Below are 13,290 nucleotides of genomic sequence, written 5' to 3'. Positions count from 1 at the left end.
GTCACTGCGCACCTCCGATGCGGACGATGGTGATGAAGAAGAACAGCACTACGAAGGCCAGCAGCAAGCCGGCAACAACGAAGTTGCGGCCCTTGCGGCGACGAGTGAATTCGGCCTGTTCCTCGGGGGTCATGTTCATCAGATAATTCCCTGCACCGAAAGCAGCCGGTCCGCAACCAGAGCGGCGAACAGCGCGAAAAGATAGAAAACGGAATAAGCGAAAAGCCGCTTTTCCGGCTTCATGGAATCCTCGTCCCCCGCCTTGCGGCGGAACGCCACCGGCACGGACAATGCGAGGAACAGCGCCGAAAGCGCCAGCGCGGCAATTCCGTAAACCGCACCGGTTCCCCCAATGAACCAGGGGCTGGCGGAAAGCGGCAACAACAGCACACTATATGCCAGGATCTGCTTTCGAGTGGAGGCTTCCCCCGCAACGACCGGCATCATCGGAATGCCAACCTTCGCGTAATCCGACTTCACGAACAGTGCGAGCGCCCAGAAATGTGGCGGAGTCCAGAAGAAGATGATCGCGAACAGCAGCACCGGCATCAAAGTGATATCGCCCGTCACCGCAACCCAGCCGATCAGCGGCGGGAAGGCCCCGGCCCCGCCGCCGATGACGATGTTCTGCGGCGTTCGCGGCTTGAGCCAGATGGTGTAGACCACCGAATAATAGAAAATCGAAACCGCCAGGATCACCCCGGCCAGCCAGCCGATAGCCAGCCCCATCAGCAATACCGACGCGGCGGACAGGCCCACGCCGAAATCGCGCGCGGACGTGCGGTCCATCCGCCCCTGTGGCAAAGGCCGCCCGGCGGTGCGCTTCATTCCGGCGTCGAGATCGGCTTCCCACCACTGGTTGAGCGCGGCAGCGCCGCCCGCCCCCATTGCAATGCACAGGATCGCAGTGAAGCCCAATACCGGATGGATATGGCCCGGCGCCGCGATCATGCCGCACAGCCCGGTAAACACCACCAGGCTCATGACACGCGGCTTGGTCAGCGCGAAGAAGTCGCGCCAGTCGGCCGGCAGCTGGGTGGCGGTTGTGGTCGTCATCACTCTTTCAACGCGGCAATTGCATTTCTGTTCGCGGCCATATCGGGGCGCCATATCCGCACCGGGCCCCTCCAACAAGGAGGGGCGCACCATTACGGCGCGCCCCACCCGATTTACCGTCAATCGGCCCGGCGGGCGGGCTCCCTATCAGTGGTGACCTTCATCCTTGATCACCGGCAGGGTTTCAAACTGGTGGAACGGCGGAGGGCTCGACAGCGTCCATTCGAGCGTGGTCGCACCTTCGCCCCAGTAATTGTCAGCGGCCTTCTTGCCGGCAACGAAAGCGTAGATGATGTTGATGAAGAACACCACCAGCGACAGGGCCATGATGTAATAGCCGTAGGTCGCGATCTCGTTCCAATACTGATAGGCTGCGGTGTAGTCCGGATAGCGACGCGGCATGCCCTGCAGCCCGAGGAAGTGCATCGGGAAGAAGATCATGTTCACGCCGACGAAGAAGATCCAGAACTGGATATGCGCCAGCAATTCGCTGTGCATCTTCCCGCTCATCTTCGGGAACCAGTAATAGAAACCGGCGAACAGCGCGGTAACCGCACCCAGCGACAGCACGTAGTGGAAGTGGCCGACCACGTAATAGGTGTCATGCACCACGTCGTCGATGCCGCCATTGGCCAGGACCACGCCGGTCACGCCGCCCACGGTGAACAGGAAGATGAAGCCGATCGCCCAGACCATCGGGCTCTTGAACTCCAGCGAGCCGCCCCACATCGTGGCGATCCAGCTGAAGATCTTGATGCCCGTGGGCACCGCGATGACCATGGTGGCAGCCGTGAAGTACATCTTCGTGTTCACGTCGAGGCCGACCGTATACATGTGGTGCGCCCACACGATGAAGCCGACGACGCCGATCGCGACCATGGCATAGGCCATGCCGAGATAACCGAATACGGGCTTGCGGCTGAAAGTGGAGATGATCTGGCTGATGATGCCGAAGGCCGGAAGGATCATGATGTACACTTCGGGGTGACCGAAGAACCAGAACAGGTGCTGATACAGGATCGGATCACCGCCGCCGGCAGCGTCAAAGAAGGTCGTGCCGAAGTTGCGGTCGGTCAGCAGCATGGTGATCGCGGCGGCGAGCACCGGCAGCGCCAGCAGCAGCAGGAAGGCAGTGACCAGCACCGACCACACGAAAAGCGGCATCTTGTGCAGGGTCATGCCCGGCGCGCGCATGTTGAAGATGGTGGTGATGAAGTTGATCGCGCCCATGATCGAGGACGCACCGGCAAGGTGCAGCGCGAAGATCGCGAAGTCCATCGCGGGCCCTTGCGAGCCGGTGGTGGAAAGCGGCGCATAGACCGTCCAGCCCACGCCCGCGCCATTACCCGTGCCGCCCGACATGAAGGGCGAAATCATCAGCGAGCAGAAGCCCATCACCGTCAGCCAGAACGAGATATTGTTCATGCGCGGGAAGGCCATGTCCGGCGCGCCGATCATGATCGGGACGAACCAGTTGCCGAAGCCGCCGATAACCGCGGGCATGACCAGGAAGAACACCATGATCAGACCGTGCGCGGTAATCAGCACGTTCCACAGGTGGAGCTGCTGGTCGAAATCGACCGCGCCGCCATTGAGCAGCATGGCGACCTTGCCGAGCACCTGAATGCCGGGCTCGCGCAGTTCCTCGCGCATGACGCCCGAGATTGCGCCGCCGACGATCCCCGCGAAGATCGCGAAGATCAGGTAGAGCGTGCCGATGTCCTTGTGGTTGGTGGACATGAACCACCGGGCGAAGAAGCCCGGCTTGTGGTCGGCGTCGTGGTGATGCTCTTCCGAGTGAGCCTGGAAGGTATCGGCTATGGTTGCCATGGCTTTACTTTCGACCTTCTGATCTAATCTTCAAACGGCTCAGGCAGCGCCCGGCGTAGCGATTTCGGCAGGAGCCGGCGCAGCTGCGGGAGTTGCCGCGGCAGCAGGCGCAGCCGGAGCCGCAGCCGCCTTGCCCGGCATTTCACCGCCCTGCGACTGAATCCACTGCTCGAACTTTTCCTGCGAGACCGCTTCGACGGCGATCGGCATGTAGCCGTGACGCACGCCGCACAGTTCGGAGCACTGGCCATAATAGATGCCCGGCTCGTCGATCTGCAGAACCTTTTCGTTCAGGCGGCCCGGCACGGCGTCAAGCTTGAACCAGAGAGAGGGGACCGCGAAGGAGTGAATCACGTCAGCCGCAGTGGTCTGGATGCGGATCGGAACGCCCACGGGAACGACCATGCGATGATCGACCTCGAGATGCGAGGGGAAGCCCTTCGCCTTGGCTTCTTCTTCCGGCATCATGTTCGAGATCACCTCGAAGCCGCCATTGTCGGGATAGGTATAGCCCCAGTACCACTGGTAGCCGGTGACCTTCACCGTCAGCGCATCCTTGGGCGCGCTCTTATACTGTTCCGCCAGCAGGTTGAGCGAGGGAACCGCGATCAGCACGAGGATCAGGATGGGAACGCCCGTCCAGAGAACTTCGAGCAGCGTGTTGTGGCTCGTCTTCGACGGCACGGGATTCGCGCGGCGGTTGAAGCGGATCATCACGAACAACAGCAGCGCGAGGACCAGCACCACGATCCCGATGATCACCGGGGTCAGCACAACGTCATGCATCCAGCTGGCATCGTGGCCGATCGGCGAATACTGCTTCTGCAGCCAGATTGCGCCGGGTTCGGGCTGGCCCTTGATCATGTCCGGGCCGAGGGGAACATAGGCCGGAGCAGCAGCGGCAGCTTCAGCAGCCGGAGTCGCCTCAGCGGCAGGTGCGGCAGCTTCCTGAGCAAATGCCGCCTTGGGCAGCAGGGCCAGGGGCACCGCGCCGACAAGGCCCAGCGAGAGGGCCTTCAGGGAAGTAACCGTGGTACGAAGGGTCTCGCCGAAGTTCATCTGTCTGACGCTTTCCGCTCGTTATCTTGGGGGCAAGCACGCCCATGGGCGCCCCGAATGGGGCCGGTTTTGCCGGGGCCTATACGCGTGCTTGCCCCCCGCCTCAAGCGCTTCTAGGGATAATTTTCGACAGCCCCGTGCATTGGCGCATATCGGGGCAGCCACATCGTACAAACAGGGCATATAGAGAAGCATAATGACTGACGACGAGGTCCTCGCCGAGTTCCGCGCCAGCGAGGCGCTGCTTGAGGGACATTTCAAGCTTTCTTCCGGCCGCCACAGCGCACATTATCTGCAGTGCGCGCGCGTATTGATGGACCCGATGCGGGCATCGCGCCTGGCCGCAGCCCTTGCTGCCAAACTGCCCCGCGACCTGCGCCAGCAGATCGACAAGGTGGTCGCCCCCGCCATGGGCGGCGTGATCATCGGGCATGAGATGGGCCGCGCACTGGGCGTGGAGGCGATGTTCGTCGAACGGCCCACCGGCACGTTCGAGTTTCGTCGGGGCTTTGGCCTGAAGTCGGGCGAGAAGGTACTGATGGTGGAAGATGTCGTCACTACCGGCCTGTCCAGCCGCGAAGCGATGGACACGATCCGCGACGAAGGCGGAATGGTAATCGCCGCTGCAGCGCTGGTCGATCGTTCGGGCGGCTCGGTCGATCTGGGCGTGCCTTTCTACCCGTTGGTGGAGCTTTCTTTCCCGACTTACGCGGAAGACGAGGTCCCCCCCGAACTGGCAGCCCGGCCGGTGACGAAGCCCGGCAGCCGCAAGGAATAACGGAAAACGGATTCGTGAGCGCAACTCTCTCCCCCACCCGCCTGCGCCTCGGCGTCAATATCGATCATGTCGCGACCATCCGTAATGCGCGCGGCGGGGATCATCCCGATCCCGTGCGCGCGGCCGAAATCGTGGCGGCGGTGGGGGGAGACGGCATTACCGCCCACCTCCGCGAAGACCGGCGCCATATTCGTGATGCCGATCTCGCCCGCATTCAGGCCGCGACCGAGCTGCCGCTCAACCTCGAAATGGCGGCAACCGAAGAAATGCTGGCCATCGCGCTGCGCCACAAGCCCCATGCCGCCTGCATCGTCCCCGAAAAGCGGGAAGAACGCACGACCGAGGGGGGGCTGGATGCCGCCGGGCTGCACAACCAGCTCGCGCCTATCGTCGGCAAACTGCTGGATGCAGGGATTCGCGTCAGCCTCTTCATCGAGGCAAAGGCCGAGCAGATCGAGGCCGCGCTGCGCCTGAATGCCACCATCGTGGAACTCCATACGGGTGAATATGCCCATGCCATGGGCGAGCAGCGCGCAGTGGAGCTGAAGCGAATTGCCGATATGGCGGCGCTGGCGGCAAAGAACGGGATCGAGCCCCATGCGGGCCACGGTCTGACCTATGAGAACGTCCAGCCGATCGCGGCGATTCCCCAGCTCGCCGAGCTGAATATCGGCCATTATCTGGTGGGCGAAGCGATCTTCACCGGACTTGGTCCCGCCGTGCGCCGCATGCGCGAGATGATGGACGAGGCGCGCGGATGATCATCGGCCTCGGTTCGGACCTGTGCAATGTCGAGCGGATCGCCAATTCGCTCGAACGCTGGGGTGAGCGATTCGAGGCCCGGATCTTTACCGATGTGGAGCGCGCCAAGGCCGCCCGCCGGCCCCACACCCGCGCCGGCACCTATGCCAAGCGTTTTGCCGCCAAGGAGGCATTCTCCAAGGCAGTGGGAACCGGCTTCAAGCAGGGCGTGTTCATGAAGGACATCGGTGTGGTGAACGCCCCATCGGGCGCGCCGACGCTGGCCCTGCAGGGAGGCGCCCTCGCCCGACTGCAGGAAATGACGCCCGAAGGGCATTCCGCAATCGTTCATTTGACGCTCACGGATGACCATCCATGGGCCCAGGCATTCGTCGTGATAGAGGCGCGCAAGCTGTGAATTCAGAGGACAACAACATGACTGCTGCCCCAGAAGGCACGCCCTCGCCCTCTGCCTCCTCCACGCCGAGCAAGGGCGGGAAGGAGACCCCGAAAAACGAAAAGGTCAACTGGATCGCCGAGATTCGCGGACTGGCGCTGATGCTGCTGGCCGTATTGGCCTTCCACAGCCTGGTGGCCAAGCCCTTCTACATTCCGTCCACTTCGATGGTACCCAGCCTGCTGGTGGGCGACCGGCTGGTGGTGAGCAAATATCCCTATGGCTGGAGCTGGGTTTCCGCCACCTTCCATTTTCTGCCGCGCAGCGACTGGAAAATCGCCAGCCGCGTGCCGGAATATGGCGATGTGGTGATCGCAGTGCCGCCGGACCGGCCGGAAGATTACATCAAGCGCGTGATCGCGCTGCCGGGTGACCGCATTGCGCTGGTGAACGGGCGAATCGTTCTCAACGGCAAGCTGGTGCCCCGCACTGCAGAGCCGCCGGTACGCATTCCTGTGGACCAGCAGAAATGCGAAAGCGGCGACGGGATGATGCGCCCCTGCCTTGAGGATTTCGATAATTTCCGCGTGCGCGATGCCGACGGCAAGGAATATTATGAACCGCCGACCTATCGCGAAACGCTCCCCAACGGCGTCAGCTATCTGGTGATCGACGATATGATCCAGATGAACGACGATTATGGTGAAATCACGGTGCCGGAAGGCCACGTATTCCTGATGGGCGACAATCGCGACCATTCCGCCGACAGCCGCGTTCCCGCCAAGCCGATCGCCAATGGACTTGGTGGCCCGGTTCCGCTGTCCAGCATCGGCGGCCGCGCTGAATTCATCACCTTCTCGCTCGACGGTTCCATGAGCTGGAACCCGCTGACCTGGTTCAAGGCCTTCCGCGAAGGCCGCACCTGGACTAGCCTGCGCCCCGCGAAGGCCGAACCGGCTGCCGCCGCCGCCGGGAATGGCACAAATGGGGGTGGGGATGGAGCGAAGTGACGGGAAGAACGCGCCGGAGAGCGAACGTAAGGTAGGCTCCAGCCCGGCGCAGATTGCCGATCCCAGGCTGGCCTTCGAAGCCCGCCGTGCTTTCATGTGGGTGCTCGTAGTGGGCGCCGCCGTTCTGACGGTTTACATGGCCCGCTCGCTCCTCGTGGTGTTCGGCGGCATGGTGTTTGCCGCCATGATCGATGGCGGCGCGCGCCTGCTCGGCCGCGTCCTGAAGATCGGGCGAGCCTGGCGCATCGCCATCGTACTGACTCTGGGCGTCGTCTTCCTGATCGCCGTGGTGATCTATGCGGGCACGACCATTGCCCAGCAGGCAGCGGAATTGCCACGTATTGTGGAAGAACAGCTCCATGCCTGGGCAATATGGGCGCAATCGCGCGGCGTGGCGGTGGATGCCAATGCCATGCAGAGCTTCGCCAGCCAGCTTGCCAGCGGCGTCGGCACGGTCACACGGGCGCTCAGTGGCCTGCTGGGCGGCATTGCCAGCATGATCCTGATAGGCTTCCTGGGCATCTACATCTCCCTGGAGCCCCGCCTTTACGAACGCGGCATTGCCTGGATGCTGCCCGAAGACCGGCGCGAGGATTTCTACATCACCGGATCGCTGATGGCGCGCCAACTGCGTCACCTGCTCGGCGGTCGCCTGTTCGGCATGGTGGTGGAAGGGATTTTCACCTGGGCAATGCTGACCGGTTATGCGCTGGTGAACGATGGCGTACCGGTGCCGATGGCGGTTCTGCTGGGCCTCATCACCGGCACGCTGGCTTTCATTCCCAATGTCGGCGCGGTGATTTCAGGCGTGCTGATGGTGCTGGTGGGCTTTTCCGGCGGAACGGAAATGGGGTTGTACACGATCTTCGTCTATTTCTTCGTCCAGACGATCGACGGGAACATCCTTGTCCCCCTGATCGCCAAGAAGACGGTAGACCTTGCCCCTGCCCTTGTCCTTGCCACCCAGCTCATCCTCGGGGTGATGTTCGGCGTGCTGGGGCTTGCCCTGGCCGACCCGCTGGTCGCGATGATCAAGGTGGCGCTGGAGCGGCGCTCCGCGAAATATGACGCAGCGCGCGATGCGCAGACGGAAGTGCAGGCGGAGGCCCTGTGAAGGCAGCTCGGATATTCCTCTACATGATCGCCACCGGCATCGTGCTGGTGATCGGGACATTCTTTGCGCTGCGGATCTGGTCTGACGAGCTGACCGCGCTGGCCTTCGTTCCGACTGCCGAATTCGAGGAACAGCAGGCGCTCGGCGTCAATGCCTATGCAGACCCGGCGATGTGGATCGCCCGGCCCGGCAAGGGCGACGAGATCGTGCGCTGGCAACCGGGCGGAGGCGTTCAGAAGCCCGGCACAACCCGTTATGCCGTGTTCTTCATCCACCCGACTTCCTTCCTGGAAAAGTCCGGATGGAACGCCGCGCTGGATGACAAATCCGCCGATGATCGCGCCCGGCTGTTTCTGAAAGGCATGGCCAGCCCCTTCGGCCAGGCCAGAGAAATCTGGGTGCCGCGCTATCGGCAGGCAGCCTATGGCGCGTTCCTGACGGACGATCCCAGCGCGGAGAAAGCTCTCGATCTGGCCTATCGCGATGTTGCCCTGGCCTTCGATTATTTCCTCGCGCAGGTCCCGGCAGACGAGCCCATCGTGCTGGCAGGGCACAGCCAGGGTTCGCTGCACCTGCTGCGGCTTCTGGCGGAAAAGGTGAAAGGCACGCCTGCACAAAGGCGCATTGCGATGGCCTATGCGATTGGCTGGCCAATCTCGCTGGAGCAGGATTTGCCCTCGCTCGGCCTGCCCGCCTGTTCCGTACGCCATCAGGCGGGCTGCATCGAAAGCTGGGTAAGCTTTGCCGAGCCCGCAGATACGGCCCAGATGCTCATGCGTTTTCGCGATTCGCCGGGTTTTGACGGCAAGCCCCGCACCGACAGCGCAATTCTCTGCACCAATCCCCTGACCGGCAGGGCGGCCGATTCGGCGCCAGCCAGCGCGAATCTGGGCACGCTTGTACCCAATGCCTCCCTCACCGATGCGATGCTGACACCCGGAGCCGTGCCCGCTCGCTGCAACAGCAACGGCATATTGCTGATTGGCGATCCGCCAGCACTGGGTCCGGCGGTGCTGCCGGGCAACAATTACCACGTCTATGACATCCCGCTGTTCTGGAAGAACCTGCAGCAGGACGTGACTGAACGTGTGAAGCAGTGGACGCCCCCGGCATGATTACTACCCGCGCTCCGGAACTGCGCGAAGCGCTTCCCGGCGGCGGTGCGCTGATCGCGCTGGATGTTGGCACCAAGACAATCGGCACGGCCTTCTGCGATGCAGGCTGGAGCTTTGCCACAGCAGGCAAGACCCTGCCCCGCGGCAAGTTCACGGCTGACAAGGCCAAGCTGGAAGCGATGATTGCCGAGCGCAGCGTGAAAGGCATAGTCATCGGCCTGCCGCTCAATATGGACGGTTCGGAGGGCCCCCGCGCGCAGGCCAGCCGCGCCTATGCACGCAATCTGGAGCCGCTGGGACTGCCCGTGCTGCTGTGGGATGAACGCTGGTCCACGGCCAGCGCCGAACGCGACATGATCGCGCAGGATTTCAGCCGCGGCAAACGCGCAGAACGAATCGACAGCCATGCGGCGGCGGTGATCCTGCAGGGGGCAATCGATGCGCTGGCCGGGGCAGCGTTTTAGAAGACCCTCGTCCTCCCAGCGCAAGCCGGCATGACGAAACAGACCTCACCCCAACCGCAATTCCACCACCAGCCCCCCCGGCAAGTCGTCCTCGCAGGGCAGCAATCGCCGCAGAGCGTCAGCCCGGGCGCGCTCCAGAATTGCCTGCGGAACGCCTGGCTCCGCCAGCAACACATCCGCGCTGCCCAGCAACCGGGCCTCGCGCAGGGTCAGATCATCCGGATCGGCACTGCGCAGGGTGATAACGGCTTGACCGGGCGAATTCCCGGTCTCCGCGTCATCGATCCAGCCGTCCACCGCATCCGCACTTTCCCCGCGCAGGGGATCGAGCGCCCCGCCCGGTGCCAATGCGCCATCAAGCGCCTGCCGCCGGTCCGCCGGTGAAGGCCAGCGTGCGCGCAGCTTTTCCCGGGCGGCCTGAAGCGATTCTGCCAGAGCGCCAAGCGTAGGGGGCAGCAATGATTCGAGCCGCAGGCGCAACTGCTTCGCCAGCCCGGCGGAGGCTCCGCCCGTGCCTATGGCGACCAGAACCGGATCCCGGTCCAGAATGCTGGGCGTAGTGAAATCGCACAGATCCGGGCGGTCCACGACATTCACAAGTAGGCCCTGCGCTTTGAGCTGCCGGGCCGCTTCCTCGCTAACAGCCTGATCGTCCAGCGCGACGAAGGCCAGCCGCGCCCCGCGCGCCAGGCCCTGCCCCACTTCGTCGACAACTACTCCGCCTGCCCGCTCCACCAGCCGACGCTTGGGCTCGGCGGCAGGCCCCTCCCCCAGCACGATCACCGGCTGGCCGGCAATGCGATGGAAGAGCGGCAGGGACTGCATCAGCCCAGCAGCCAGTCCGGAACGCGTTCCGCGTCGGCAATCGCTTCCGGCGCGATTCGGTCCGCCACAACGGCGTAGCGATCCCCGTCAACCAGCACTTCAGGCACGAAGCCGCGGCTGTTGTAGGAAGATGCCATGGTGGCGCCATAGGCGCCGGCCGTGCGGAACACCGCCAGATCGCCCGCTTCCAGCGCGTCCATATGGCGACCCATGGCGAAGGTATCGCCCGTTTCGCAGATCGGGCCCACAATATTCGCCGTCATCTTCGCGCCCGTGGGACGAACGGCATCGAAATCGTGCCACGAACCATAGAGCGCCGGGCGGGCGAGATCGTTCATCGCCGCATCGACGATCACGAAGGGATCGCGATTGCCGTTGCGCTTAACCCGTACGACGGAGGTGAGCAGGATGCCGGCATTGCCCGCGATCACGCGGCCAGGCTCGAACATCAGGGTAACGTCCCAGTCCTTCGTCACGCGGGCGACCATTTCGCCATATTCGGCCGGGCTCGGCATGACTTCGCCCGCCTTGTAGGGCACGCCAAGGCCGCCGCCGAGATCGGCATGGGTCACCTTGAGGCCTGCCGCACGCAGTTCCGCGATCAGGCGGCCAAGGCGCGTGAAGGCCTTTTCCAGCGGCGCGAGATCGGAAAGCTGGCTGCCGATATGGACGGCAACGCCGCGCATATCGAGGCCCGGCAGCGAGGAAAGACGGGCGTAAATGCCGGGTGCCTCGTCAATCGGCACGCCGAATTTGTTGTCTGCCTTGCCGGTGGAAATCTTGTCATGCGTGCCCGCATCGATATCCGGGTTCACGCGAAGGGCGCAGGGCGCGCTCGCCCCCATGGCCTCTGCTATGGCGGCGAGTTCGCGGCCCTCTTCCTCGGATTCGATGTTGAACTGGCCAATGCCCGCCTCGATCCCGCGCAGCAATTCGCGTGCGGTCTTGCCCACGCCGGAGAACACCACGTCTTCCGCAGGCATGCCCGCGCGCAGCGCGCGCTCCAGCTCGCCGCCCGAGACGACATCGGCGCCATAGCCTTCACGCTGGAGGATCTTCAGTACGGCAAGGTTGGGGTTGGATTTCACCGCAAAGGCGAGATGCGCCTTGGGCAGCATCGACAACCCTTCACGAAACACGCGGGCATGGCGTTCCAGCGTGGCGCGGGAATAGACATAGACGGGCGTGCCGATTTCAGCCGCAATGCGGGCCAGCGGCACGTCTTCGGCGTAAAGCTCGCCGTTCCTGAGTTCGAAATGATCCATGATTACCTGTTATTCGGGCGGGAGATCGAAAGGATCGTCCTCGCGTTCTTCCGAGCGGCGACGCAGTTCCACGCTGCGTTCCGGCGCGGCCTGCGGTGCGGGTTCCATCAATTCCTCGGCGGAAGGGCGGTCTTTCCGGCCATAGGGTGGCTGCGGCAGTTCCTTGCCCGCCTGCGGCCGCAGATCCGCCGTCTGCCCACAAGCAGCGAGCAGGGCGAAGGCCGGGAGAGCAAAAAGAGCTGCGAGTTGCTTCATGCATCCATTCCCAGAGCGGCGCGGGCTTGTGCGACGCGCTTTTCTACCTCGGATGGAGCGGTTCCGCCATGGCTGGCGCGCGAGGCGACGGAGGCTTCGACGGAAAGTTGAGGAAATACATCCTCGGTAATCCGCCCATCGATCGCCTGCAGTTCATTCAGGGTGAGAGCTTCGAGCGCCACCCCTTTGCTTTCAGCCAGTTTCACCGTCGCGCCGGTGATATGGTGCGCCTCGCGGAAGGGGATGTTCGCCTGCCGCACCAGCCAGTCGGCCAGATCGGTGGCGGTGGCATAGCCGAGTTCCGCCGCCTGCCGCATCCGCGCGGTGTTGAACGTGGCATTGGCCACCATGCCCTCCATCGCCGCGATGGAAAGCCCCAGCAGCCCGGCCGCCTCGAACACCGGGGGCTTATCGTCCTGCATATCCTTGGAATAGGCGAGCGGCAGGCCCTTCATGGTAATCATCAGCGCCGTGGCGCAGCCCACGATCCGACCCGAGTGACCCCGCACCAGCTCGGCCGCGTCGGGGTTCTTCTTCTGCGGCATGATCGAGCTGCCGGTAGACAGCGCATCGGGCATCCGCACGAAGCCATAGGGCTGGCTGGCCCAGATGATCATCTCTTCCGCCAGCCGCGAGAGGTGCAGCGAACATTGCGAGGCGGCCATCAGATAATCGAGCGCGAAATCGCGGTCGGATACCGAATCGAGGCTGTTATCGGTCGGCTTGGCGAATCCCAGCGCGCTGGCCGTCGCCTGCCGGTCGATGGGGAAGCCAGTTCCCGCCAGCGCCGCCGAGCCCAGCGGACATTCATTAAGCCGCGCACGCGCATCGGCAAAGCGCGAACGATCGCGCCGCAGCATTTCATAATAGGCCATCAAATGATGGCCCAGCGTAACCGGCTGGGCGACCTGCAGGTGAGTGAAGCCTGGCATGATCGAACGGACATGTTCCCCTGCCCGCGTAACCAGCGCGCGCTGCAGGGCGGCGAGCCCGGCATCGACCTCGTCAATCGCATCGCGCACCCACAGGCGGAAATCGGTGGCCACCTGATCGTTGCGGCTGCGCGCGGTATGCAGGCGCCCCGCCGCCGGGCCGATCAATTCGGCAAGCCGGCTTTCCGTGGTCATGTGGATGTCTTCGAGATCCCAGTCCTCGGGAACACCGCTGGCTTCATATTCGCCCGCGACACGGTCCAGCCCCTCGCTGATGGTCCGCGCATCCTCCGCCGAAACGATGCCTTGCGCGCCCAGCATGGCCACATGGGCCTTGCTGGCGGCGATGTCCTGCCGCCACAATGCCTTGTCGAAAGGGATCGAGGCGTTAATTTCGCGCATGATTGCCGACGGGCCTTCCGCAAAACGCCCGCCCCACATCTGATTGG

Annotated in this window: 15 protein-coding genes; 7 read left to right on the top strand and 8 right to left on the bottom strand. The window is 63.6% G+C overall.

The annotated features are described in order from the left end of the window. Position 1 precedes the first annotated feature (1 nt). The 4 genes from H0274_RS01910 to coxB form a co-directional block, all read right to left on the bottom strand. The gene (locus tag H0274_RS01910) at positions 2-139 is read right to left on the bottom strand and encodes a hypothetical protein (RefSeq protein WP_226794473.1); all 138 of its coding nucleotides are present in this window, start codon (positions 137-139) and stop codon (positions 2-4) included. Further along, positions 139-1,056, bottom strand: a complete 918-nt coding sequence (locus H0274_RS01905; RefSeq protein WP_226792650.1) for a heme o synthase — start codon at positions 1,054-1,056, stop codon at positions 139-141. Before H0274_RS01905 ends, H0274_RS01910 begins: the two co-directional genes overlap by 1 nt. 147 nt (positions 1,057-1,203) lie before the next feature. Then, positions 1,204-2,886 (bottom strand): cytochrome c oxidase subunit I, encoded by a 1,683-nt coding sequence (ctaD, locus tag H0274_RS01900; protein WP_226792649.1) that lies wholly within the window; start codon positions 2,884-2,886, stop codon positions 1,204-1,206. Between the two features lie 39 nt (positions 2,887-2,925). After that, a complete protein-coding gene (gene coxB / locus H0274_RS01895) occupies positions 2,926-3,945 on the bottom strand; it encodes a cytochrome c oxidase subunit II (RefSeq protein ID WP_226792648.1) in 1,020 nt (339 codons plus the stop codon). A 196-nt stretch (positions 3,946-4,141) separates the two neighbouring features. On the opposite strand from coxB, the gene pyrE reads away from it, so the two are divergent. From pyrE to ruvX, 7 genes are read left to right on the top strand one after another with little or no spacing between them, the layout of a single operon-like run. Further along, positions 4,142-4,723 (top strand): orotate phosphoribosyltransferase, encoded by a 582-nt coding sequence (pyrE, locus tag H0274_RS01890; RefSeq protein ID WP_226792647.1) that lies wholly within the window; start codon positions 4,142-4,144, stop codon positions 4,721-4,723. A 14-nt stretch (positions 4,724-4,737) separates the two neighbouring features. After that, positions 4,738-5,484 (top strand): pyridoxine 5'-phosphate synthase, encoded by a 747-nt coding sequence (locus tag H0274_RS01885; protein WP_226792646.1) that lies wholly within the window; start codon positions 4,738-4,740, stop codon positions 5,482-5,484. After that, entirely contained in the window at positions 5,481-5,882 is a 402-nt protein-coding gene (gene acpS / locus H0274_RS01880) for a holo-ACP synthase (protein WP_226792645.1), read from the top strand. Before H0274_RS01885 ends, acpS begins: the two co-directional genes overlap by 4 nt. Before the next feature lie 17 nt (positions 5,883-5,899). Then, complete coding sequence (lepB, locus tag H0274_RS01875) at positions 5,900-6,871, top strand: signal peptidase I (RefSeq protein ID WP_226792644.1); 972 nt, start codon at positions 5,900-5,902, stop codon at positions 6,869-6,871. Continuing rightward, positions 6,858-7,985 (top strand): AI-2E family transporter, encoded by a 1,128-nt coding sequence (locus H0274_RS01870; RefSeq protein WP_226792643.1) that lies wholly within the window; start codon positions 6,858-6,860, stop codon positions 7,983-7,985. The genes lepB and H0274_RS01870 overlap by 14 nt, the downstream gene beginning before the upstream one ends. After that, positions 7,982-9,100: a DUF3089 domain-containing protein gene (locus H0274_RS01865; protein ID WP_226792642.1), complete on the top strand. Its 1,119-nt coding sequence runs from the start codon at positions 7,982-7,984 to the stop codon at positions 9,098-9,100. Before H0274_RS01870 ends, H0274_RS01865 begins: the two co-directional genes overlap by 4 nt. Then, complete coding sequence (gene ruvX / locus H0274_RS01860; protein ID WP_226792641.1) at positions 9,097-9,564, top strand: Holliday junction resolvase RuvX; 468 nt, start codon at positions 9,097-9,099, stop codon at positions 9,562-9,564. The genes H0274_RS01865 and ruvX overlap by 4 nt, the downstream gene beginning before the upstream one ends. Before the next feature lie 45 nt (positions 9,565-9,609). Here the strand turns inward: ruvX and H0274_RS01855 are convergent, their stop codons facing one another. From H0274_RS01855 to argH, 4 genes are read right to left on the bottom strand one after another with little or no spacing between them, the layout of a single operon-like run. Continuing rightward, positions 9,610-10,389 (bottom strand): precorrin-2 dehydrogenase/sirohydrochlorin ferrochelatase family protein, encoded by a 780-nt coding sequence (locus H0274_RS01855; protein ID WP_226792640.1) that lies wholly within the window; start codon positions 10,387-10,389, stop codon positions 9,610-9,612. Then, positions 10,389-11,654 carry a diaminopimelate decarboxylase gene (gene lysA, locus H0274_RS01850; RefSeq protein WP_226792639.1) on the bottom strand — a complete coding sequence of 422 codons (1,266 nt, stop codon included), beginning with the start codon at positions 11,652-11,654 and terminating at the stop codon, positions 10,389-10,391. Before lysA ends, H0274_RS01855 begins: the two co-directional genes overlap by 1 nt. Before the next feature lie 9 nt (positions 11,655-11,663). Further along, positions 11,664-11,909 (bottom strand): hypothetical protein, encoded by a 246-nt coding sequence (locus H0274_RS01845; RefSeq protein ID WP_226792638.1) that lies wholly within the window; start codon positions 11,907-11,909, stop codon positions 11,664-11,666. Continuing rightward, positions 11,906-13,282 (bottom strand): argininosuccinate lyase, encoded by a 1,377-nt coding sequence (argH, locus tag H0274_RS01840; RefSeq protein ID WP_226794416.1) that lies wholly within the window; start codon positions 13,280-13,282, stop codon positions 11,906-11,908. The genes H0274_RS01845 and argH overlap by 4 nt, the downstream gene beginning before the upstream one ends. Positions 13,283-13,290 lie beyond the last annotated feature (8 nt).

The sequence above is a fragment of the Fulverythrobacter ferritrahens genome (assembly GCF_020539485.1).
Lineage (GTDB): Bacteria > Pseudomonadota > Alphaproteobacteria > Sphingomonadales > Sphingomonadaceae > Andeanibacterium > Andeanibacterium ferritrahens.
The sequence above is the reverse complement of the archived record's forward strand: the minus strand, read 5'-3'. Positions and strand labels throughout refer to the sequence as shown.